This is a genomic window from Shinella curvata (assembly GCF_022899935.1).
GTDB classification, from domain to species: domain Bacteria; phylum Pseudomonadota; class Alphaproteobacteria; order Rhizobiales; family Rhizobiaceae; genus Shinella; species Shinella curvata.
Genome location: NZ_JALJCJ010000002.1, coordinates 510,771 through 531,171, shown reverse-complemented (window position 1 = coordinate 531,171; position 20,401 = coordinate 510,771). Strand labels below are relative to the sequence as shown.

Here is a 20,401-nt window from a genome sequence, read left to right as displayed (position 1 = left end):
CAGCCTCACAAACTGCGCTGCCCGCGCCCGACGGCGCGCGTCAGCATGGCCGCGATCTGCCCTTCGGATTTCCGGAAGCTCGCCGCATCCTGCGCCGTCACGTTGAAAACGATGCGCGCGCCGGCATTGCCGCTGCCCTCGGTCGCCACGCCAAGCGCGCCGTCCGGCCCGCGCTTCAGCGGCAGGATCGCCTCCGCCCCGGCTTCGCCCATCAGGCCAAGCCCGCCGCCGCTGCCGCTGCTGCTGAAATAGGTCGGAGAGGCAACAACGCCGCCCTTGGCGAAGGGTGTCACGCCGCCTAGCAGCGTGGAAATGCCGGAGGAGAATACCCCCTCCAGCGGCTTCAACCCGGCCGAAAGCGCGATATCGCTCATCCGCCGGGCAAGCCCGGTGAGCACGCCTTCCAACCCCTTGCCGTCGATGACGGCGCCTCTCAGCGCACCCGTCAGCGCCGAACCGAAAGAGCGGGAACGTGCCTCCAGGTCGTCGAAAATTGTCGAAAGCTGCTCGGCGGTCTGCTTGGTGCCATCCAGCGACCGGTCGTCGGCTTGCGCCATGGTTCACTCCTTTTCGTCGGGAAAGGCCTGCATCAAGGCCATCAGCTCTTCACGCCGCGTCGCGATCGGCAGGGGCCGCAGCAGGCCGAGCACATAGGCCAGTTCGCGTGGCGTCATGGCCCAGAAGGCCGTCGCGGGAAGCCGCATCCGGCAGAGCCCGGCATGAAGCACCGCCTCCCAGGGGAAGGCAGCGGCCTCCGCGCTCAGGCCGAATGCGGCACCGGAGGGTTTGACGCCTCGCCCTCCGCCTCGAATGTCGCCTGCAGCAACTCGGCCGTGATGCGCGCAAAGCCCGCAAGCCCATCGGCCACTGCCATGCCCGCCACGTCCTCGTCGCTGAAAAGGTTGCCGGCGCCGCGCAGTCCCGCACCGATGATGCGGATGAGGTCATCCGCCTTCAGCCGGCCGGAAGAGAAGCGCTCGGCCAGCCCCGCCATGCTGTCGACGGCAAAAGCCGTCTCCAGTTCGGCGAGCGCGCCGAGCGTCAGGCAGAGCACCCGCCGCTCGCCGTCGAGGAAGGCTTCGATCTCGCCGCGCCGCCGGTTCGCCCGCGCGCCCATCAGGGCGCCTCGAAGGTCAAGGAACCCGCCGATTCCAGCGCGATCTCGAACAGGATCTCGCCGTCATGCGCGCCGGAATATTCGAGCGCCGCCACCTGGAACGGGCCGGAAATGATGCCGAATTCAGGAATGGCGATCTGCCATTCGGCAATCGTTCCGGCAAAGAACACCGTGCGCACCAGCGCGTCGGATGCCTGGTCCTTGAAAATGCCGCTGCCGCTCACGGCCGCGCGCTGCACGCCCGCGCCGCCCAAAAGTTCGCGCCAGCGCCCCGCCGAATCCGCATCCGTCACGTCGACGAGCTGCGCGTTGAACGACAGCCGCTTCGACCGCAGCCCCGCAACGGTCGCAAAACCGGCCCCGTTCTCGATCTTGAGCAGCAGATCCCGCCCCTTCTGTGCCACCATGGTCAGGTCCTTTCCTTGAGGTTGTTCAGGTTGCCGGTTCCGTCACAGCCCGAAACTGCATTTCGGCGTGGTGGAAGCGGGTTTTGCCGTCGCGCGAGAGCCGTGTCTCGCGATGGAAGAGCAACACCAGGCGATAGCCGGCAAGCACGAGCGCCGCATCATGCAACAGCGAGCGCACGGCGGCAGCGATAGCCTGCGCCTGCCGGTGCCCGGCCGCATCGGACCAGATATCCAGCGTGACCATGTGCTCTTCGCCCGGTTCCGTCGCCGTCGAATGATCGGAACTGACAATACCGGCGACCACCACCAGGGGCGCGACCGGTGCGTCGAGGCGCCGGTCTGTCACGGCATTGCCGCCGAGCAGCGCCGTCAGGGCCGTATCGCCCGACAGCCTCTCGTAGATCGCCTTCTGCAAGGCCCCTGCTGCGCTCATGGCTTGATCTCCTCGCAGTCGCACAGCGTGTAGCGCCCGGTCTCGTCGGGGTCGCGGAAACCATGCAGCGCAAAGAGCCGCCCGCCCTTGCGCAACCGCATGCCACCCGCAAGGTCGCTTCGGCGTCGCAGCCATATGCGATGCGTCACCGTCACCGGCAGCGCGCCCGCCGTTTCCTCCGCACGTGCAGAGACCGGCTCGATGCGCGCCCAGAGCGTCGCCAATGCCGAAAAGCCCTGCGTTACGCCGCCCTGCCCGTCCGGTGTCTCGGCCGGCTGCTCCAGCACGAGCCGCGCCGAGAGCGCACCGGGATCGATGATCCTGTCGCGCGCCATCAGAGCCTCCGCTGGCAATGGGGGGCGATCAGACGCTCGTATCCCTGCGGCATCGCCCCCGGCTGCTCGTCGAGCGCAAGCACGCCGCGCAGCTCGAACATGGCGGCGACGTGCAAAAGCAGCGCCCGCTTGAGCGTATCGGGCACATCCGCGCCGCTCTCGCCGAAACCGGCGATGAAATCGATCTCGATGCCGTTCAGCGCCCGCTCGGTCGCGCGCCGCCCGGGCAGCACCAGCCGCGCCGGCCGCGCCACGCCGTCCAGCACATAGCCGGACGTGTCGATTTCGACCGGGGCACCAACCGCGTCGTAAAGCGTCACGATCTCAATGGTTTGCACCGGCCCTCTGGCAATCTGAATCACATGGGTGTCCGGCCAGTCGTCGAGATAGAGGCGCAGCAGTCGCGAAATCAGGCAGAGCCCCGTCTGGTTCTCGAGATGGAGGCGCGCCGCGCGGATCAGTCCCGACAGCAGCAGGTCCTCGTCGGTCGTCTCCAGGCGCAGATGCGCCTTCACCTCCGCAAGCGTGATCGGCTCGGCGGCCGGCGGCAAAAGTTCGGCGATGGTCATGGCGATCCTGTCGGATAAGGAAAAAGGGTGCGGGCGCGGCCGGGAGGAAAACCGCGCCCGCGGCACCGGCGTCAGGAAACAGCCGCCGGTGCGAGGGAAAGCGTGAGAAGAAAATTGCCCGAAACCGTCAGCTCACTGCGAACTTGAGCAGCTTGATCGCCTCGAAATTCTGCACGCCGCCGCCGACGCGCTTGGTCGTGTAGAACAGCACATAGGGCTTGGCGGAATAGGGATCGCGCAGCACGCGCACGCCCGTGCGGTCGACGACGAGGTAGCCGGCGCGGAAGTCGCCGAAGGCGACGGAAAAGCTGTCGGCGGCGATGTCGGGCATGTCCTCGGCCTCGGTGATGGCAAAGCCCATCAGCGAGGCGGCCTGGCCGGGCGTGGCCGGCGGACGCCAGAGATAGTTGCCGTCGGCATCCTTGAACTTGCGGATCGCGCCTTGCGTCTTGCGGTTCATGACGAAGTTGGCGTTCTGCCGGTGGCCGGCCTTCAGTGCATAGATCGCGTCGATGAGAGCGTCGGACGGCCCGCTGGCCTTGAAGGCGCCCGCCGCACCCGTGGCGATGTAGCCGATATTGCCCCAGCTCCAGCCGGCATCGGCGACATTGGTATAGCTGAGGAACCCCTTCGGCTTGTTCGTGCCGTCGCCCGAAACGAAGGCCGTGCCTTCCTGTTCGGCGAAGACGATGCCGATTTCCGAGGCGATCCAGCTTTCGACATCGACAGCCGCGTCGTCGAGCAGCGCGGCGGTTGCCGCCGGCATGGCGTAGAGTTCCATCGTCGGGAAGGAGAGCTCGGCAAGCTGCGCATTGCCGGTCTGTGGACGCGATGCAGTTTCCGCCACCCAGCCGGCGGCCATGCCCGCGGTCGCGAACGGCTTCTTCAGCACGGAGCCGGAGACCTGCCGCACCGTCGCCAGCGCCCGGATCGGCGAGGCGGCGGAAAGCCGGCGGCCGATATCCGTATCCGCCTCCGGCGGTACGAGATAGCCCCCGTCCGAGGCCGAGCCGACCGACATCGCCTTCTCCTCCAGCGCGCGCAACGCACCTTCGTCGCCGCGACGCATATAGGCCGAGAAGGCCGCCTTGTGTTCGGCCAGTTCCAGGCTCGCCGCCCCGCCGCCGCCGAGCGCCGGGCGCGCCTTCTTCAGTGCCAGCTGGTCGATGACGCGCTTGTGCTCGTCCATGGCGCGGTTGATGCGGTCGACCTTTTCACGCGTCACCACGTCGGAGGTCAGCTTCTGCTCGATCTCACCGAGCCTGATGTCGTTGGTCTCCTTGAAGGCCTCGAAGGCCTGCATGAAGTCGTCGAAGGCGGCGGTCATCGTTTCCGGCACGGCCTTGATCTCCGGCGCGGTTGTCCTGGTATCCGTCATGCTTCTGGTCTCCGTTAGCGTTTCATCATCATCCGGGCTGCCCGGCGCATGGTGCGCACGAGCTCCGTTTCCTTGTCGCGGAACCACCGCGCATTCTTCACGTTCGACACCCGCGCCGAGGGCAGCATGGGGAAGGTGACGATCGAGATTTCCCAGAGGTCGGCTTCGAGGATCCGGCGCACACCGCTGCCCCGATCGGTCCTCGAACGGACCGTCTGGAAACCGATGGAAAGACCGTCGAGGGCGCCCGATTTCATGAGGTTCAGCACCTCGCGGGCCCGCGCCACGCCAGGCGAGAGCACACCCTCGACATAGAGTCCCCGCGCATCTTCGCGGATGGTGCGCCAGCGCCCGATGGGTTCGGCCGGGTCGTGCTGGAAGAGCATGCGCACACCCGCGGGTCCGCGTTTCTCCAGCGAGCGCCCGAAGGCGCCCGGCGCAATCGCGTCCTTGCCGAGATCCACCTCGCCGAAGAGGCTGGCATAGCCGGAAAACACCCCGTCGCCGGAGACGCCCGCAAGTGTCAGATCGGCATATTTCTTCGTCCGCCAGACCGGCAGGTCGGTGGTTGTCATTGGTCTCTCCGATGTGAAATGAGGAATTGGCCCATAGGCCGGCCGCCCTGCGATCCGGCTGCCTGTTGGCTATCGCCGCATCCGCTCCGCCATACGCGCCAGCACGCCGAGCCCCCACCAGGCCGAAAGGCTCGCCGCCGCCGAGCCCGTCAGCAGCACTTCCGCCGGCCCGAGATAACCCGCGATCCCGAGCCGGACCGCGATCCACAGCCCCGCCGGCCCACCGAAGACGAGGCCGCAGGCAAGCCCGGTGAAGAACCGGCACCCCGCCTCGCGGCGGCTTTTCGGCAGGAGATAGATGAGCGAGACGGCAGCCCCCGCCGACGCGCCGACCAAACGGGCCGTCCAAAGCCCGCCATCGTTTCCGAAGTCAGCCATTGTTAAGCCTTTCAGTTTATTGTGAAAATCAAGGTCGATCAGCCATAGGCGGCCACAGATGCCCCGCCTCACGCGAGGTTGGGCAAAACCAATCCCTGAGTCTTTTGAGTCGGTTGGGGCGATCTGTTCGAAACCCGATTCAACGGCTTCATACAAAGATTCCGCTCGGCGCGGAGACGATTCAAGTCACGCAGCCAAACGTTTGTTTTTTCTTGTTCTTTCGGCAGAAAGACTGTGCAGAAACCTGTATCCAGGCGCACTGCACGCACGCACCCTTAAAACTTGCAGTTGACGCAGCGCCGGTAGCAAAAATAGTTTCCGCAACCGTCATGATGACGGCCAGCAGTCCGTTGTCGTCTTGGCTCGGACTGCGCCCGATCCGCGCCCGGCCCCTGTCAGTATCCGACCGCCCGGCGTTTTTCCTCGTCGCTGAGGAAGGTTGCCGCCCCCACCCGCGCCCAGAGTTCGGAGCGCTCCGCTGCCAGCCCGCTCACCTGATCGAGGTCCGGCACCAGCCGCAGCGCACCGTCGCCGTCCTCATCAAGCCATCCTGCAAAGGCCGCTGCCGTGCGGCTCACCAGCGGCAGCACGGTCAGTCGCCAGAAGGCGCGATTGGCCTCCTGGTAGTTGGCATAGGTGGCGTCGCCGGGAATGCCGATCAGCATGGGCGGTACGCCGAAGGCGAGCGCGATGTCGCGCGCCGCGCCGTTCTTCGCCTCGACGAAATCCATCTCGCGGGGCGATAGCCCCATCGCCTTCCAGTCGAGCCCGCCTTCCAGCAGCATCGGCCGGCCGGCCCGCGCCGGGCCGGAATACCCCTCCTCCAATTCGCTTTTCAGCCGGTCGTACTGGTCGGGCGTCAGGTTGCCGCCCTCCTTCGGCTGATAGACGAGCGCGCCGGAGGGACGCGCCGAATTGTCGAGCAGCGCCTTGTTCCAGATCGCCGCTGCATTGGACAGATCGAGTGCCATCAAGGCCGCCTCGAGCGGCGCGAACCCCAGCTGGTCGTCGAGCGGATGAAACAGCCTCAGATGCAGGATTGCCTGTCCCTCGCCCGCAGCCCCATCCTTGACCGGATGACGGCGCACATGATTGCCGGCGCGATACTCATAGGCCTCCGGCCAGCCATCCCGACCCTCGATGATGCGCACCCGATCGGGCCTCAGGAGATGCAGTTCCCGCAACCCCTCGCCCACCCGCACGCCCTCGACGAAGGCGTTGCCGGAAAGCAGCAGATGCCCATAGAGCATCTCGAAGAAATCCGTGCCCGCCATGCGTCCGTTCGGCCGCCGCAGCAGCGCGAGCGCCAGCGCCTCCGGCCGCTCCGTCTCGCCGTCATAGGCCAGCCAGGGCACGGACGCTGCCGCCTCTGCGATCATGCGCACCGCCCGGTGCGCCACCGGGTTCTTCATGAACCCCTCGCGTGACAGCGAGGCATAGGATCGGCTCGACCAATGCGCCCGGCCCTCGGCCGTCAGCGCGAAAAAGCCTGAAGCCTTGGTTTCCGCCGGCACCGGACGCCGCCGGGAGAGGAAAGAAGGGAGTTTCATGATGTCCTCGGTTTGTCGAATGTGAAAAACATCGGTGGCGCAGCACCCGTGGCATGGATCCTCGGCTCAAGGCCGAGAATGACCAAAGAAGGGATGTACGCGCATCATCGTGGCGTCTCCTGTGCCGAGCTGTTCAAGAGCGGAAAGGCCAAGCCTCCCCACCGTCATCCTCGGCCTTGAGCCGAGGATCCACGCCACGGCCACAGCTATCCGCCCAGCGCCGCGAAAAACGCCTGCCCGTACCCCGCCACGCGCTCGGCCCTGTCCAGCCCGTTGATGATGCGTCGCGCACCCACCCAATCCGCCCGGCCCGCCGAAAAGTGGCCCGCCAGCCGCCGCCCCGTGAAGGCCCCGCGCAGCATGCCGACGAAGAGGATGTCCACGGAAACCGCCATCTCCATCGCCCGCTCCGGCCGGGAAACGAGGTCAATGCCCGTCAGCACCGAAAGCCGCTCGTAGTTGCGCCGATGCGTGATCTGCACCAGCCCCCGCCCGAGCCAGCTGTGCCCCGCCGCATCGCGCCGCCAATAGGGCTCGGAAACCTGCGGCAGTTTTCCGGCGGCAAAAGCCCGGTCGAGCCTGTCGATCGCCGCCTCATCCGTCTCGGCGAAAGTCTCGCGCACCGGCTGCAGACGCCCGCCGGTTTCGTGGTGCGCCGTCGCCAGCATATAGGCGAGGAAGCGCCGGTCCCTTGTCTCGCCGCCCGCCTCGAAGCGGTCGAGCAAGGCCGTCAGCCCGGCGACCTGCGTTCCCGCCAACCGCCCGTCATAAAGCGCGCCGCGCACGCCGTCGAAAAAAACCTTGCGATCGATTGCCATCGTCAAACCCCTCGCACCCGCGGCTCGCTCTGCCGGTCGAGCACCAGCGCCGTCAGCGCCCAGACCAGCGCATCGAGCCGGTCCGGCGAGCGCCCGGCGGAAAGCCCGTCCGGGCCGAAATCGCACATCTGGTCTTCCAGCTCGGCAAAGGCGCCGGCATGGGCCACGCGCCCCTGCTCGTAGAGCGCCGCCACCGGCTCCGCGCGCAGAAACTTGCCGCGTGTCGCCCGTACCGTGGTGACCGGCAGGTCCGCCTCCACGCTCTTCAGCATGGCCGTCACCATGTCGCCGCCCTGGTTGATTTCCGCCACCACCCGGTCCGCATCGAACCGCTTGAAGGCCCGCACGACAGCCCCCGCCCAGCCCGCCGGGCTCGCTCCCGTCACCGAACAGTCCGCCAGTACCACCGCGCGACCCGTGCCATCCAGCCCCGCCACCACGATGCCGCAGACGGACGCGGCAGACGCCGTCGCCGGCGGATCGACCGCCACGACGATGCGCGACAGCGGGCCGGCGTTGCGCAGCCGTATCGACTCCAGCCGCGCCCGGCTCCACAGCGCATCCTCGCGGTCGGCGATCAGCTCGCCGTCCAGCTCCTGACGTCCCAGCCGCGTGCCGCCGTAGCGGTCGGCCATGGCGGCGATGAAGCCGGGCGAGAGATTTTCCGCATTGTCCTGCGTGCGGATGCGCCGCACCGCCGTCTTCGAATCGGCCGCCAGCGCCCGCAGCAGCGGCAGCGGCCGTGGCGTCGTCGTTACCAGCATGCGAGGGTCGGCGCCGAGTCGCAGGCCGAATTGCAACATGTCCCAGGTCTCCTGCGCATGTTTCCACTTCCCCACCTCGTCGCACCAGGCCAGATGGAACTGTGGCCCGCGCAAGCTCTCCGGATCCTCCGACGAAAAGATCTGCGCAATCGAACCGTTCGGCCAGACCAGCCGCCGGCGCGACGCCTCGAAATCGGGCCTCGCCCGCCCGGCAATCCGGCAAATCCCCGAGACGCCGTCGATCATCACTTCACGCGCATCGCCGAGCGTTTCCGCCACAAGCGCGATGCGCAGGTCCGGTGCGGATAGCGCCAGAGCATGCACCCACTCCGCCCCCGCCCGCGTCTTGCCCGAGCCGCGCCCCCCCATTAGCAGCCACACCCGCCAGTCGCCCGGCGGGGGCATCTGCGCGAGCCGGCCCGTGAAGTGCCAGCGGTTCAGTTGCCGGCGGCTATGAAGCCGCCCATCCCTGGAAGACGGCGCATCCGGAGGCTCGAAATCGGAACACTCGCGCCCCTTGCCGACCCCTCCCTCGGAGGGAGAGATCGGAGCATCGTTCAGCGACGCCCCCGGTTTTGCAAGGGGTCGACCATTCCCGCCGCCTAGTCCGGCCTCCAGCGCGTCCATCTCCTCGAGCAGCTTTTCCGCCGCCGCATTCGTCTTGATCGTCCTGAACCCTGCGGCCATCCGATGCACCTGCTTGCCGAATGTCCTGCCGACTGCCGCGCAGGCTCGCCGCGCCTTACGGTCCGTTTTCCGCGCGCGCGGCAGCATCGCCGCCAATCCCGGCTTCTCGCCGCCAGTCTTCCCTCGCCGCATTCAATCGCTCCATCACGCGTTTCTCGACCAGCTGGTCGAATTCGGCCGCCAGGGCCGCCTCGTCCTCCGGCTCGCCGCGTGCCGCCTCCGCCTCGGCCCGCTCGCCGATCAGCGTGCGCTGCAGGCTGTCGATCTTCTCCAGCGTGCGCACGATCAGCGACACCGCCTCGATGGCCGCCTTGGCATCGCTCTGCGCCAGTTTCCGCACGGCCTCGTCTTCGGCGATGTCGGCATCGCGCTCGGCCGAAGCCTTCTGGCTTTGAAACCGCTGGAACCGCTCGCGCAGCTCCTTCGTCATCTCCAGCAGCATGGCCTGCATATCGAGGAAGGGATCGATTGGTCCCTCCGCCTTGGTGTCCAGCATCGGCGCCGCGGCTCCCGCGAAATCCGCCCGCCATCCGCCAAGCCCGTCATAAACCGCCGGCCGCGGCGAAACGCCGAACAGCTCGAGATCGATCGCCGCGTCCATCGCATCCCCCAAATGAAAAGGCGCCCGGATCGATGGAACCGAGCGCCTGTCAAAATATTCCTGTCGAGCCGACCACGGGCGGAGACCTCCGCCCCTTCGAGCCTCAGGTAAACCGGCGATCTCCGCCCGCACCTTTCCGACTATGCCATAACCCTATCAAACGACCGTCACGCCGTCAAGGACTATTTTCCTATTTAGCGAAATCTTTTGCGAAACACCGAAGAGTGCTACTCTCCGGCATGACCTCGGACGATCTCATCGCCATCGCGCTCGGCCTGCCGGAGGCGCGGGAAAGTGCCCATTTCGGGAAGCGCGACTTCCGGGTGGGCGAGAAGATTTTCATGTCCCTGCCGCAGGCCGGTCGTGCGGTGCTGAAGCTGACGCCCGGCCAGCAGGCGATGGTGGTGGAGACCGATCCGGGGCTGTGCGCGCCGGTGCCGGGCGGTTGGGGCGCCAAGGGCTGGACATCGCTCTACTTCGACAGCGCCGATGACGAGCGGGTGCGCGATCTCATCGGCACCGCCTGGCGCAACGTCGCGCCGAAAGCACTGGTTGCCGCGACCCTGAACTGATCGCAGCGAAGGCCTATTTTTCCGCGCCCACTTCCAGGGGCCACGTCACGAGATAGTCCTCGTAATCCTCGACATCGATGCCCTCCTCGCTGATCGTGCGCCCGCGCGCCGAAATGCCGGCCTGATGCACGGTATCGGGATCGCCGGAAACCAGCGGGTGCCACCAGTAGAGGTCATGCCCGTCACGGATGAGGCGGTAGCCGCAGGTGGGCGGCAACCAGCTGATCTTCTCCACGCTCTCGACCGTCAGCCGGATGCAGTCGGGCACGGTGGCCTGCCGGTTTTCATAGTCCTTGCAGCGACAGCTCTCGCCATCGAGCAGCACACAGCGGATCGACGTCCAGACGATCTCACCCGTGTCCCAATCCTCCAGCTTGTTGAGACAACAGAGCCCGCAGCCGTCGCACAGGCTTTCCCATTCTCCGTCCGTCATCTCGGCGAGCGTCTTCGTCTTCCAGAAGGGAAGCGCGCCCGGCTCCTGCATATCGTCTGTCGTCATGCCTGACCCCTGAACCTCTCGGGTCCAAAGGTCAAGTCCGGCCGGCCGGTAACCCTTCCCCGCAAATTCCGTTCTGCTGCCTTCAAAAGGCTGATATCGTCTCCGAATAGGAAATGGTCAGAAGACGTTAACCGGACGCGGGCAGGCTGCGGCCGGTCCCGAGAAAAAGGCGACGCCCGTTCCGGGACGAGGTCGGTGAACATGGAAGACGAAAGCCAGAAGCCTCAAAAACCGCGCCGCCGCAAGCGGCACATCTTCCTGCGTCTCGATTCCTGGATCGATTCCACGGTCTGGAACGCCGGTTTCCGCGCAGCCGAAATCTGGGAGGAGATCACCATCTTCTTCCGCCGCTTCCAGGTGAAGGGCTGGAAGAGGGCCGTGTTCGAGGTCGCCGGCGAAGGCATGAACCTCGGCACTGCCGGCTTCGTGCTGCTGCTCGCCCTGGCGCTGCCCGCCTTCGAGGAAACCAAGGGCGACTGGCGCGCGCAGAGCGACTTCGCCGTCACGTTCCTCGACCGCTACGGCAACGAGATCGGCCACCGCGGCATCATCCACGAGGACTCCGCCCCCATCGACGAGCTGCCCGATCACCTGATCAAGGCCGTGCTGGCCACGGAGGACCGCCGCTTCTTCAGCCATTTCGGCATCGATTTCCTGGGCCTTGCCCGCGCCATGAACGAAAACGCCCGTGCCGGCGGCGTCGTGCAGGGCGGCTCCACGCTCACCCAGCAGCTGGCGAAAAACCTCTTCCTCTCCAACGAACGCACGCTGGAGCGCAAGGTCAAGGAAGCCTTCCTCGCGCTCTGGCTCGAGGCGAACCTCTCCAAGAAGGAGATCCTGCGCCTTTATCTCGACCGCGCCTATATGGGCGGCGGCACCTTTGGCGCGGCCGCTGCGGCCCAGTTCTATTTCGGCAAGAACGTCACCGATGTGAATCTGGCCGAATCCGCCATGCTCGCCGGCCTGTTCAAGGCCCCCGCCCGCTACGCGCCGCACGTCAACCTGCCCGCCGCCCGCGCCCGCGCCAACGAGGTGCTGACCAATCTCGTGCAGGGTGGGCTGATGACCGAGGGCCAGGTGATCGCCGCAAGGCGCAATCCCGCCAGCGTCATCGACCGCAACGAGAAGACCGCGCCCGATTTCTTCCTCGACTGGGCCTTCGACGAGGTGCAGCGCATCGCAAAACCCTTTGCCCAGCACTCGCTCGTCGTGCGCACCACCATCGACATGGGCCTGCAGGCCGCCGCCGAGGAATCGGTGGAAAGCGGCCTTCGCCAGTATGGCGAGAGCTACCGCGTCAAGCAGGGCGCCCTCGTGATGGTCGAGAACGGCGGTGCCGTGCGCGCCATGGTGGGCGGGCGCGACTACGGCGAGAGCCAGTTCAACCGCGCCACGCGGGCGCTGCGCCAGCCGGGCTCGTCTTTCAAGGCCTATACCTATGCCGCGGCGATGGAATCCGGCATGACGCCCGAGACGACCATCGTCGACGCCCCGATCAGCTGGGGCGGCTGGTCGCCGCAGAACTACGGCCGCAGCTTCGCCGGCCGCATGACGCTGATGACGGCGATGGCGAAGTCGATCAACTCCGTGCCGGTGCGGCTTGCAAAGGAAAAGCTCGGCACCAAGCGCATCGCCGAAATGGCCAAGGACATGGGCGTCGAGACGCCGATCCGCACCGACAAGACCATGCCGCTCGGCACGTCGGAGGTGACCGTGCTCGACCAGGCGACCGCCTATGCCGTCTTCCCGGCCGGCGGCGTGCAGGCGCGCCGCCATGGCGTCAGCCAGATCCTGAACTACGACGGCGATATTCTCTACGATTTCGGCCGCGACGAACCGCCGGCCAGGCGCGTCCTGTCCGAACAGGCGGATTCGTCGATGAACCGCATCTTCGTCACCATTCCCGTCAGCGGCACCGCACGGCGCGGCGCGCTCGATCGCGGCATCGTCTCCGGCGGCAAGACGGGCACCACCCAGGCCTATCGCGACGCCTGGTATGTCGGCTTCACCGGCAACTACACGACGGCCGTCTGGTTCGGCAACGACGACTACACCTCGACGAACAACATGACCGGCGGCTCGCTGCCCGCCATGACCTTCAAGCGCCTGATGGACTACGCTCATCAGGGCATCGAGCTGCGTCCCATCCCCGGCATCGAAAACCCGCTGCCCGACGGCACCAAGGCGGCGGAGGTCGCGGCGGCGACGACGGACGAGAACAATCCACTGCCCGCGCTGGTGCGTCCGCGCTCGCTCTCCACCGATGTCACGAAGCTGCTGAAGGATGTCGCCCGCCAGCTGAACGAAGCCACGCCGCTCAAGGCCGATGGCCGGGTTGCCGCGCTGGATGCCAAGCTTGACGTTGCTGCGGCGAAGCGGACAGAGTAACGAAACGCTGATTCCAACGGTCGATCGCCTTGTTCCGAACTCCCCTCGTCATCGCCACCGCGCTCGCCCTCGCCTTCGGCCTCGGCATTCTGAGTTCGATCTATGCGCTCAGGGCAACCGTCGGCTTCGGCGCCATCGCGCTCGGCCCGTGGACGGCCTTCCCGGCCGCCCAGACGATCGATGCCGACCCCTATGCCAAGGCGCACCGCGCCCGCGACGGCAAGCTGTTGCTCGGTGGCGCCGAGGGCCTCACCTTCACCGCCGCCACCGACAGCGACAACCGCACGCTTTCGGAAAACTGCCGCTACGAGATCACCGGCATCGCGCCGCCGGCGCGCCTGTGGACGCTGCATGCGGCCGACCGCAACGGCAATCCGCTGCAAGGCGTGCGTCCCGGCCTGCCCGACGGCCTCAACGCCTGGTCCGTGCTGCGCAGCGCCGACAGCCATTTTTCCATCCGCATCGCTTCCACCGCGACGTCGGGCAACTGGCTCGCCGTGCCGGAAGGCAAGGCGCCTTTCCTGCTCGTCATGACGCTTCTCGACACGCCGACCGCCGGCAGTTCCGGCGTCATCGACCTTGCCATGCCCGGCATATCAAGGCTGGACTGCGCCGATGCGTAGCTTCCTCTATGCCATCGCCATCGGCCTGGTGGGCGCGGCCCTGCTGCATATCGTCATCATCCTCTCGCTGCCGAGCTTCACCGGACGCGACGCCTATACACGCGTCCAGACGTTCGGAGAAAACAACCGCTTCTTCCCGCTCGCCGCCGTCGGCGACACGCTCGCGCCGCTCAACGACGACCCGGCGATGAAGACCGCGGTCTGCACCTTTTCCGTCGAAAACGGCCCGATCCGGCTGTTTGCGGATGGCGATGTGCCCTTCTGGTCGCTGGCCGTCTATGACGAAGCCTCCAACGAGGTCTTCAGCATGAACGACCGCACCTCCGTGTCCGGCGCCCTCGACACGCTGGTCGCCACCCCCATCCAGCTCATCGGCATCCGCAAGGCCCTGCCGGCCGACCTGGAACAATCGATCCTTGTCGAAATGCGCGGCGAGGAAGGCTATGCGGTGCTGCGCACCTTCGTGCCCACGCAAAGCCGCCAGCAGGCCGCCGTCGGCTTCCTCGCGGATGCCAGCTGCGAGACGTTCACCCCGAACTGATCGCACGCGAAAAGGGGCGTTTGCGCCCCTCCAGTCGCCTTTGATCAAAGCAGGAAGTCGCCCGCCTTCAGGGTCACGGCCGTATCGAGCACGAAGCTGAAATCCGCCACGCCGTTGCCATCGGTGTCACCCTGAACGATCGTGTCGCCGGATTTCACCTCGAAGCGCAGTTCGCCCGCCGTCTTGTGGAAGGCGCTACCGACGATGAAGCTGAACGCCTGGTCGCCGGCCAGAAGCGCGTTGGCGTCCACGCCCTTCAGATCGATGCGATCGCCCTCGGCCTGCGAAAAATCGAAGATCTTGTCCTGCGCGGCGGCCTTCGAATCCGCCGCGGAGGAAAAAACAAACATGTCCTTGCCCGCGCCGCCGAACAGCTGGTCGATCCCGCCGCCGCCGTTGACGACGTCATTGCCGGCCATGCCCTTGAGGATGTTGTTGCCGGCATTGCCCGTCAGCGTGTTGGCGAGCGCATTGCCCGTGCCGTTGAGATTTGCGCTGCCGATCAGGGCCAGCTTCTCGACATTGGCCGAAAGCGTGTGGTTGACCGACGCCATGACCGTATCCGTGCCGGCATCGACAAGCTCCACGACCACGTCGCCGCTGCTGTCGACCTTGTAGGTGTCGTTGCCGAGGCCGCCTTCCAGCCGGTCCGCACCCGCGCCGCCATCCAGCGTGTCGTTGCCGGCAAGCCCGATCAGCGTGTTCTTGGCCGTATTGCCCGTCAGGACATTGGCGGCACCGTTGCCCGTCGCGGCCAGTGCGCCTGTACCGGTCAAAATCAGGTTTTCGACATTGCCGGAAAGCGTATGGCTCACCGAAGCCTTGACGGTATCCGTGCCGCTGCCCGCGCCCGAGACCTCGACCACGACGTCGCCGGCATTGTCGACAACATAGGTATCGTTGCCGAGCCCGCCTTCCAGCCGGTCCACACCCGCGCCGCCATCCAGCAGGTCGTTGCCGCCCATGCCCTTCAGCGTGTTCTTGGCCGAATTGCCCGTCAGCGTGTTGGCATCGGCGCTGCCGGTGCCGTTGATGTTGGCCGTGCCCGTCAGGATCAGCTTCTCCATATTGGCCGACAGCGTGTAGGTCTTGGAGGCCTTGACAGTGTCCGTGCCTTCGCCGGGAAGCTCCGTGACAATGTCGGCACTGTTATCGACGATATAGATATCGTTCCCCTTGCCGCCCTCCAACGTGTCGATCCCGGCCTTGCCGTCCAGGATGTCGTCACCATCCAAGCCGATCAGCTTGTTCACCCCGCTATTGCCGATCAGCGTATTGGCGCCCGTATTGCCTCTGCCGGCAATATCGCCAGTTCCCATCAGGATCAGCGTTTCGATATTGTCCGACAGCATATAACTTGTGGAGGCCTTGACGGTGTCGATGCCTTCGCCCGCTTTTTCGACGATCGTGTCTTCAAAGGCCTCATCAATATAGATGTCGTTACCTTCTCCACCTTCGAGATAGTCCGCTCCCTGACCGCCATCGAGCGTGTCGTTACCCGCCATGCCGAACAGCGCGTTCTGCCCGCCATTGCCGGCCAGCGTGTTGGCTAATTCGTTTCCGATACCCGTGATGCCGAGCGAGCCGGTTGCCGCGAAGTTCTCGACATTGGCCGAAAGCGTGTAGTTGGCGGAGGTCTCCACCGTATCGATCCCTTCGCTCTTGATCTCGATGATCACATCGTCGCTCTGGTTCACCAGGTAGATGTCGTTGCCCATGCCGCCGTGCAGTTCATCGGCGTCTCCGCCACCGTCTATCCTGTCGTCGCCCGCGCCGCCAAACACGATGTCGCCTTCGCTGCCGCCGTTAATGTAGTCGCCGCCCGCACCACCATCGAGATAATCAGCGCCCTGGCCACCGTAGAGGTCCTCATTGCCCTTGCCGCCATAAATCGTGTCGTTGCCGGAACCGCCATTGACATAGCCGTCCACCATTTCTCCCGACGCGCCTTCATACCGGTCCGTGCCGCCGCCGAGATCGACATCGCCGGACATCTTCCCGTTGTTGACGACGACATCCATGGCGTTCAAGCTGTCCGACGAATAATAGGAACCATACTTTGCGCTAACCGAACCATTGTTGGTGAATATCATCGTTTCTGTCGCAGCCGATCCGCGCACGACGCCGTAATTGTCTCCGGCAATTGTGCCGTTATTGGTGATGTAACTGTTTGTAATGGCAGCGCCGTTAAACTCGATGCCGATCATACCTTCGATCCGTCCATCATTTGTAATGTCGGTCGTAAAGGCATTTACTCGGATGGCAGCGTTGCTGAAGCTCTTCACAAAAGCAGTGGAGGAGAGCTTGACCGTGAAATCACTGTCCGTGCTCGCGTTGTCGCCCAGAAGAATACCAGCCTCGCTGCCAATAATCGTACCGCGGATATCCAGCGTATTGTTACCCGCCAGAGCGCGGATGACAGCAGCATCGGCAACTGTCGCGTCCGTACGTGCCACCGTTGCATCTTCACCGACATACAGGATATCGCCATATCCCAGTTCTGCCCGTACGCCCGTGCCGATCGAGTCCGCCGTGAAAATCTTGAGCACCATTGTCATTCCCTCTCATCTTTGAACCCCGCGCCGGCGACCACCGCCTGCGTTCGGGAAAAATCATGCCGGGTCTGCGGCATCGCAGGTTCGCCCCTGCCCCGGGGCGCCGAAATCGGGCACGAGTGATCACGCCGGAAGCCTCCGCTTGGCGGCTTCCGCTTCAACTCCTGCTGTTCCGACGATGCCTCTCCGCAAAATGTCCGGTATTGATTGCCGTCAATACGAAAATACTTGAAGATTTATTCGCGCAATTAGAAAGCAATCGCAAATTTTTTATTTTAAACGAAAATACATCGAAGAAATAATGAAATATACTTGAAACACCATTGAAACATGCGAGAAACAATTCGCCGAAACCACGTCTCATAGGTGCCGCAGAGGCCGAAATTGCCGTATTGCAGAAACAAACGGGCCCTGCCGAACCGCATTTCAAAACGAAAAAAGATTCGGCGGCACGAAGGGCGTTTGATTTTTCAGGGAAGGTATGGAGGGGAATCGTCGACGGAGACGTCGATCGTTCCATCCGGCACGATGTCGAAATCACCGCCGCCAACGAACGGCCCGGCTCTATAAAGCGTCATGGCGGCCTACAAGTGCGGGAATATAGCGATATTGCCACTTGCAGAACCATCGCTCAAAGGCGGGTCAGCGCATAGTCGTGGCGGTCAAGGCCGCTGGGCAGCAATCTGGTTTCACAGCGCAACAACAACCGCGCAAGCTGCGCGACTGCAATGCCGGTTTGCTCCGGCGCGGCTCAGGGCCGACGGGCCGGTTCCTGGGCGCTCGCTTTCGCCGCCTTGCCGCGCGATGCGAGCATGGCGGGGGTCAGGCGCTCGTAGCGCACACCCGTAAAGAGAAGAACCTGGGCCGGAGCCGCATGTGGAAGGGAAGCACGTCTCGGGGTTCGCGCCAGCCATTCCTTCAATCTTACAACGTCTGCCATTCTCGCCTCCAAAAGAAGAATCGAGACGGATGAAGCACTCCTACAAATCTCACCCTGCCCATCACGGGCCGGTGCATCCGGTTCCGTCACCCGGTAGCGACACGCATTGTCATCCCAGTCGCATACGGGTGGAAAACGGCGAAACGGGTCCAGAAGTTTCCCATTCACGGGAATGTGTCTGGCGACCGCCCGGTATCCGGAACATCGCACCTTTCCCATTCGGATCGGCAGACGCGCCAGCGACCACCGTTCCCAAGTTCGAATCATAACACGTCTCACTCAATAGACGAGCCGATCCATACCCCTAAAACTAACGAGCAATGGGTTAACATGTTGTTAATCCTAGCGTGATGGATCGGTCTGCGCTGTTCCCCGCGGCACAGGCATGGCGGCGTTAACCTCAAGACAAGCCCGCGCGGCATAAGGTTGGCCGACGTTCATTCAGGGGTGAGATCGTGAGCTTCTCGGGCAAGACCATCGAAACAGGCTATTTCTTCCGCGGCACCTCGGGCCCCTGGAAGAACTGGAATTGGGGCGACGTCACCGTCGGCGCCGGCGCCGGCGCGGAGATCGGCTACGCTGACACCAACAACATCTATTCCATCGACTTCGCCGGCAAGGAGATTTCCATCAGGTTCGCCAATGGCGACATCAACAATGTCGGCGTCTTCTCGAACTATTCGCGCAACGGCCCCGTCATCAAGGATTTCTACGACGTCTTGAACCCCATGATCGGCTTCACCCTGAAGACCAACATGCACGGGCTGACGAAGAGTGACATCACCGTCTGGGATAACGAGCTGCGGATCGACTGGCGTGGCACTTCCTTCGCGTCCTCCACCTATGTCCTCATCTCCGTGAAATTCAAATATGAGGAGATCACGGGGACGAACGGCAACGATATCCGCAAGGGAACGAAATACGACGACATCCTGTACGGCAAGAAGGGGGCGGACATATTGACCGGCGGCAAGGGCGCCGACCACTTCATCTTTTCGACCGGCGATACCGGCAAGACGAAAGCCACCGCCGACCTCATCAAGGACTTCAAGCCCGCCGAATTCGACGTCATCGACATCAGCCGCTACGACGGCAATTCCACGAAGGTCGGCATACAGGATTTCAAGTTCATCGGAACGGACAAATTCTCCAAGACCATCGGTGAACTGCGCTACGCCAAAGTCGGCTCCGAGACCCATATCACCGGCGACATGAATGGCGACGGGAAGGTCGACATGATGATCCGCCTTTCAGGCAAGATCGATCTCACCGCCGATCATTTCATCTTCTAATGACACAGAAGCGCCCCACGGCTTTACCGGCTGTTAATCATACCGCCGTTAGGATTGTGTTTACGGTCGCCTCCGCGCGACGGGCGTTAAAACCAGAAAACCGTTTGATCCCGGAACGATAGCGAACAGGCGTCGATCCGCTTCCGGTTCTCTCGGTTTCGCCGAGAACAGATGGAAGCGGCAGGGGGCTGTCGCTTCGGGGATAGGGTGTTTCGTGGCGGACAGGTTTCGCGAACTGGAGAGACCGCAGGCAGGGCGGCCGAAGGACATCGTCTTGATGGCCACGGTGTCGAGCTTCGAGAGCCTGCGCTTTCCCTCCCGGTCGGATCTGCGCCAGTTCGGCGAACTCTTCGAGCCGCTCTACGGCGCCTCCACCGAGGAGGCCCGCCGCCAGGCCGTCGCCGCGCTCTCGCGCTGCCCGCAGATTCCCGATGAAACCGCGCTCTTCATTGCTCGCCAGCCGATCGGCATCGCCGCCATCTTCCTCATGGGTTCGCGGGCGATCCCCGACGTCGTGCTGATGCGCATCCTGCGCACGACCGGCCCGGAGCAGGCTCGCGCCATCGGCAGGCGGGACGATCTCTCGCCCGCCGTCATCGAGGCGCTCGTCGGCAGCCACCAGGACCATGCGAGCCGCCGCACGGGCGAAGACCGCGCGACCGCACTTGCGGAAGCCGCACGCCTGGAACGGGAAGAGGATATCCGCGCGGAACTGCGCGCCCTCGTGCGTGCCGCGACACCCGCCGCCGAAGTGCCTGTGCGGCTCGAGCCCGCAACGGAGACCCACCAGGCGCTGTTCGTGCGTTTTGCGCGCGCCGGCGAGATCGGCATGATCGCCGTCACGCTCGCCGACGCGCTCGCCTCCAGCCAATGGCTGTCGGAACGTATCCTTCTCGATGTCTCCGGCCGGCAGCTCGCCGAAACGCTTGTGGCGCTCGCCATGCCGGCGCAAGACAGCCTGTTCGTGCTGCGGAAAATCTACCCGCACCTGGCCGAAGGGGGCGCCGAAACGCTCATCGCATCGCTAGATCCGGCCGAAGCGACCCTCCGGGTCGAAAGTTGGCAGCGGGCGGACAGCTATACGAATGGCGATGGCTTGCCGAAGGCGGCCAACAGTCAAAGCACGGATGCGGACGGGCAGGATCATCACGACAGGTCCTCCGGGGACAGGCAGCACCGCGCCGCCGGCTGATCGGCTTTCTCAAGGCTCCGCAACGCGGCGCCGATTGATTTCGGAAACGGTTTTCAGAACACCGGACGCCTGGGCGGCAGGCGAACTGCCGTGCCTTCGGTGCGCTCGGCGGAGAGCGCGGCCAGCATGGTCACGACGAACATTCCCGAAATCAGCAGTGCAAGGGCGGGCAGCACGATAAACATGG

At 64.7% G+C, this 20,401-nt stretch carries 24 protein-coding genes; 6 read left to right on the top strand and 18 right to left on the bottom strand.

Going from position 1 to position 20,401, the window contains the following annotated elements:
• Positions 1-5 precede the first annotated feature (5 nt).
• The 14 genes from MUU55_RS08670 to MUU55_RS08605 all read right to left on the bottom strand — a co-directional run bounded on the left by MUU55_RS08670 (position 6) and on the right by MUU55_RS08605 (position 9,612).
• Entirely contained in the window at positions 6-557 is a 552-nt protein-coding gene (locus tag MUU55_RS08670) for a phage tail tape measure protein (protein WP_244760372.1), read from the bottom strand.
• Positions 558-560: 3 nt separating this feature from the next.
• Positions 561-764, bottom strand: a complete 204-nt coding sequence (locus tag MUU55_RS08665) for a rcc01693 family protein (RefSeq protein ID WP_280518922.1) — start codon at positions 762-764, stop codon at positions 561-563.
• Positions 761-1,117 carry a gene transfer agent family protein gene (locus MUU55_RS08660; RefSeq protein WP_244760370.1) on the bottom strand — a complete coding sequence of 119 codons (357 nt, stop codon included), beginning with the start codon at positions 1,115-1,117 and terminating at the stop codon, positions 761-763. The genes MUU55_RS08665 and MUU55_RS08660 overlap by 4 nt, the downstream gene beginning before the upstream one ends.
• Positions 1,117-1,524, bottom strand: a complete 408-nt coding sequence (locus tag MUU55_RS08655; protein ID WP_244760369.1) for a phage major tail protein, TP901-1 family — start codon at positions 1,522-1,524, stop codon at positions 1,117-1,119. Before MUU55_RS08655 ends, MUU55_RS08660 begins: the two co-directional genes overlap by 1 nt.
• A 25-nt stretch (positions 1,525-1,549) precedes the next feature.
• A complete protein-coding gene (locus MUU55_RS08650; RefSeq protein WP_244760368.1) occupies positions 1,550-1,957 on the bottom strand; it encodes a DUF3168 domain-containing protein in 408 nt (135 codons plus the stop codon).
• Positions 1,954-2,292, bottom strand: coding sequence for a phage head closure protein (locus tag MUU55_RS08645; RefSeq protein ID WP_244760367.1), 339 nt, complete (start codon positions 2,290-2,292; stop codon positions 1,954-1,956). The genes MUU55_RS08650 and MUU55_RS08645 overlap by 4 nt, the downstream gene beginning before the upstream one ends.
• Complete coding sequence (locus tag MUU55_RS08640) at positions 2,292-2,861, bottom strand: head-tail connector protein (protein WP_244760366.1); 570 nt, start codon at positions 2,859-2,861, stop codon at positions 2,292-2,294. The genes MUU55_RS08645 and MUU55_RS08640 overlap by 1 nt, the downstream gene beginning before the upstream one ends.
• Before the next feature lie 127 nt (positions 2,862-2,988).
• Complete coding sequence (locus MUU55_RS08635) at positions 2,989-4,239, bottom strand: phage major capsid protein (protein WP_244760365.1); 1,251 nt, start codon at positions 4,237-4,239, stop codon at positions 2,989-2,991.
• Between the two features lie 14 nt (positions 4,240-4,253).
• A complete protein-coding gene (locus MUU55_RS08630) occupies positions 4,254-4,814 on the bottom strand; it encodes an HK97 family phage prohead protease (protein WP_244760364.1) in 561 nt (186 codons plus the stop codon).
• Between the two features lie 69 nt (positions 4,815-4,883).
• Positions 4,884-5,192, bottom strand: a complete 309-nt coding sequence (locus MUU55_RS08625) for a DUF6107 family protein (protein ID WP_244760363.1) — start codon at positions 5,190-5,192, stop codon at positions 4,884-4,886.
• Positions 5,193-5,587: 395 nt separating this feature from the next.
• Positions 5,588-6,742, bottom strand: coding sequence for a phage portal protein (locus MUU55_RS08620; RefSeq protein ID WP_244760362.1), 1,155 nt, complete (start codon positions 6,740-6,742; stop codon positions 5,588-5,590).
• A 206-nt stretch (positions 6,743-6,948) separates the two neighbouring features.
• The gene (locus tag MUU55_RS08615) at positions 6,949-7,560 is read right to left on the bottom strand and encodes a glycoside hydrolase family 19 protein (protein WP_244760361.1); all 612 of its coding nucleotides are present in this window, start codon (positions 7,558-7,560) and stop codon (positions 6,949-6,951) included.
• Between the two features lie 2 nt (positions 7,561-7,562).
• Entirely contained in the window at positions 7,563-8,951 is a 1,389-nt protein-coding gene (locus MUU55_RS08610) for a DNA-packaging protein (RefSeq protein WP_483315988.1), read from the bottom strand.
• A gap of 115 nt (positions 8,952-9,066) precedes the next feature.
• Positions 9,067-9,612: a hypothetical protein gene (locus tag MUU55_RS08605; RefSeq protein WP_244760360.1), complete on the bottom strand. Its 546-nt coding sequence runs from the start codon at positions 9,610-9,612 to the stop codon at positions 9,067-9,069.
• 239 nt (positions 9,613-9,851) lie between these two features.
• Here MUU55_RS08605 and MUU55_RS08600 point away from each other — a divergent pair, with 239 nt between their 5' ends.
• Positions 9,852-10,184, top strand: coding sequence for an MmcQ/YjbR family DNA-binding protein (locus MUU55_RS08600; RefSeq protein WP_244760359.1), 333 nt, complete (start codon positions 9,852-9,854; stop codon positions 10,182-10,184).
• A gap of 13 nt (positions 10,185-10,197) precedes the next feature.
• Here MUU55_RS08600 and MUU55_RS08595 read toward each other — a convergent pair whose 3' ends face one another.
• Positions 10,198-10,683 (bottom strand): YcgN family cysteine cluster protein, encoded by a 486-nt coding sequence (locus MUU55_RS08595; RefSeq protein WP_244760358.1) that lies wholly within the window; start codon positions 10,681-10,683, stop codon positions 10,198-10,200.
• Positions 10,684-10,884: 201 nt separating this feature from the next.
• Between MUU55_RS08595 and MUU55_RS08590 the strand changes: the two genes are divergently transcribed.
• Genes MUU55_RS08590 through MUU55_RS08580 form a run of 3 tightly spaced genes read left to right on the top strand, consistent with a single transcriptional unit; the run spans position 10,885 to position 14,235 of the window.
• Positions 10,885-13,071, top strand: a complete 2,187-nt coding sequence (locus tag MUU55_RS08590; RefSeq protein WP_244760902.1) for a transglycosylase domain-containing protein — start codon at positions 10,885-10,887, stop codon at positions 13,069-13,071.
• A gap of 29 nt (positions 13,072-13,100) precedes the next feature.
• Entirely contained in the window at positions 13,101-13,694 is a 594-nt protein-coding gene (locus MUU55_RS08585) for a DUF1214 domain-containing protein (protein ID WP_244760357.1), read from the top strand.
• Complete coding sequence (locus tag MUU55_RS08580) at positions 13,687-14,235, top strand: DUF1254 domain-containing protein (protein ID WP_244760356.1); 549 nt, start codon at positions 13,687-13,689, stop codon at positions 14,233-14,235. The genes MUU55_RS08585 and MUU55_RS08580 overlap by 8 nt, the downstream gene beginning before the upstream one ends.
• 44 nt (positions 14,236-14,279) lie before the next feature.
• Here the strand turns inward: MUU55_RS08580 and MUU55_RS08575 are convergent, their stop codons facing one another.
• The gene (locus MUU55_RS08575; protein WP_244760355.1) at positions 14,280-16,787 is read right to left on the bottom strand and encodes a beta strand repeat-containing protein; all 2,508 of its coding nucleotides are present in this window, start codon (positions 16,785-16,787) and stop codon (positions 14,280-14,282) included.
• 754 nt (positions 16,788-17,541) lie between these two features.
• Positions 17,542-17,730: a hypothetical protein gene (locus MUU55_RS08570; protein WP_244760354.1), complete on the bottom strand. Its 189-nt coding sequence runs from the start codon at positions 17,728-17,730 to the stop codon at positions 17,542-17,544.
• 455 nt (positions 17,731-18,185) lie between these two features.
• Here MUU55_RS08570 and MUU55_RS29300 point away from each other — a divergent pair, with 455 nt between their 5' ends.
• Complete coding sequence (locus MUU55_RS29300) at positions 18,186-19,022, top strand: M10 family metallopeptidase C-terminal domain-containing protein (RefSeq protein WP_244760353.1); 837 nt, start codon at positions 18,186-18,188, stop codon at positions 19,020-19,022.
• A 214-nt stretch (positions 19,023-19,236) separates the two neighbouring features.
• On the top strand, positions 19,237-20,214 hold the full coding sequence (locus tag MUU55_RS08560; RefSeq protein ID WP_244760352.1) for a hypothetical protein: 978 nt from the start codon (positions 19,237-19,239) through the stop codon (positions 20,212-20,214).
• 53 nt (positions 20,215-20,267) lie between these two features.
• Here the strand turns inward: MUU55_RS08560 and MUU55_RS29085 are convergent, their stop codons facing one another.
• Entirely contained in the window at positions 20,268-20,399 is a 132-nt protein-coding gene (locus tag MUU55_RS29085) for a hypothetical protein (RefSeq protein ID WP_280518892.1), read from the bottom strand.
• Positions 20,400-20,401 lie beyond the last annotated feature (2 nt).

What these genes read in the sequence shown, in the direction of transcription:
- MUU55_RS08670 (WP_244760372.1), bottom strand. Translation starts at nt 557, where the DNA reads ATGGCGCAAGCCGACGACCGGTCGCTGGATGGCACCAAGCAGACCGCC.
- MUU55_RS08660 (WP_244760370.1), bottom strand. Translation starts at nt 1,117, where the DNA reads ATGGGCGCGCGGGCGAACCGGCGGCGCGGCGAGATCGAAGCCTTCCTC.
- MUU55_RS08655 (WP_244760369.1), bottom strand. Translation starts at nt 1,524, where the DNA reads ATGGTGGCACAGAAGGGGCGGGATCTGCTGCTCAAGATCGAGAACGGG.
- MUU55_RS08650 (WP_244760368.1), bottom strand. Translation starts at nt 1,957, where the DNA reads ATGAGCGCAGCAGGGGCCTTGCAGAAGGCGATCTACGAGAGGCTGTCG.
- MUU55_RS08645 (WP_244760367.1), bottom strand. Translation starts at nt 2,292, where the DNA reads ATGGCGCGCGACAGGATCATCGATCCCGGTGCGCTCTCGGCGCGGCTC.
- MUU55_RS08640 (WP_244760366.1), bottom strand. Translation starts at nt 2,861, where the DNA reads ATGACCATCGCCGAACTTTTGCCGCCGGCCGCCGAGCCGATCACGCTT.
- MUU55_RS08635 (WP_244760365.1), bottom strand. Translation starts at nt 4,239, where the DNA reads ATGACGGATACCAGGACAACCGCGCCGGAGATCAAGGCCGTGCCGGAA.
- MUU55_RS08630 (WP_244760364.1), bottom strand. Translation starts at nt 4,814, where the DNA reads ATGACAACCACCGACCTGCCGGTCTGGCGGACGAAGAAATATGCCGAT.
- MUU55_RS08625 (WP_244760363.1), bottom strand. Translation starts at nt 5,192, where the DNA reads ATGGCTGACTTCGGAAACGATGGCGGGCTTTGGACGGCCCGTTTGGTC.
- MUU55_RS08620 (WP_244760362.1), bottom strand. Translation starts at nt 6,742, where the DNA reads ATGAAACTCCCTTCTTTCCTCTCCCGGCGGCGTCCGGTGCCGGCGGAA.
- MUU55_RS08615 (WP_244760361.1), bottom strand. Translation starts at nt 7,560, where the DNA reads ATGGCAATCGATCGCAAGGTTTTTTTCGACGGCGTGCGCGGCGCGCTT.
- MUU55_RS08610 (WP_483315988.1), bottom strand. Translation starts at nt 8,951, where the DNA reads ATGGACGCGCTGGAGGCCGGACTAGGCGGCGGGAATGGTCGACCCCTT.
- MUU55_RS08605 (WP_244760360.1), bottom strand. Translation starts at nt 9,612, where the DNA reads ATGGACGCGGCGATCGATCTCGAGCTGTTCGGCGTTTCGCCGCGGCCG.
- MUU55_RS08600 (WP_244760359.1), top strand. Translation starts at nt 9,852, where the DNA reads ATGACCTCGGACGATCTCATCGCCATCGCGCTCGGCCTGCCGGAGGCG.
- MUU55_RS08595 (WP_244760358.1), bottom strand. Translation starts at nt 10,683, where the DNA reads ATGACGACAGACGATATGCAGGAGCCGGGCGCGCTTCCCTTCTGGAAG.
- MUU55_RS08590 (WP_244760902.1), top strand. Translation starts at nt 10,885, where the DNA reads ATGGAAGACGAAAGCCAGAAGCCTCAAAAACCGCGCCGCCGCAAGCGG.
- MUU55_RS08580 (WP_244760356.1), top strand. Translation starts at nt 13,687, where the DNA reads ATGCGTAGCTTCCTCTATGCCATCGCCATCGGCCTGGTGGGCGCGGCC.
- MUU55_RS08575 (WP_244760355.1), bottom strand. Translation starts at nt 16,787, where the DNA reads ATGGTGCTCAAGATTTTCACGGCGGACTCGATCGGCACGGGCGTACGG.
- MUU55_RS08570 (WP_244760354.1), bottom strand. Translation starts at nt 17,730, where the DNA reads ATGGCAGACGTTGTAAGATTGAAGGAATGGCTGGCGCGAACCCCGAGA.
- MUU55_RS29085 (WP_280518892.1), bottom strand. Translation starts at nt 20,399, where the DNA reads ATGTTTATCGTGCTGCCCGCCCTTGCACTGCTGATTTCGGGAATGTTC.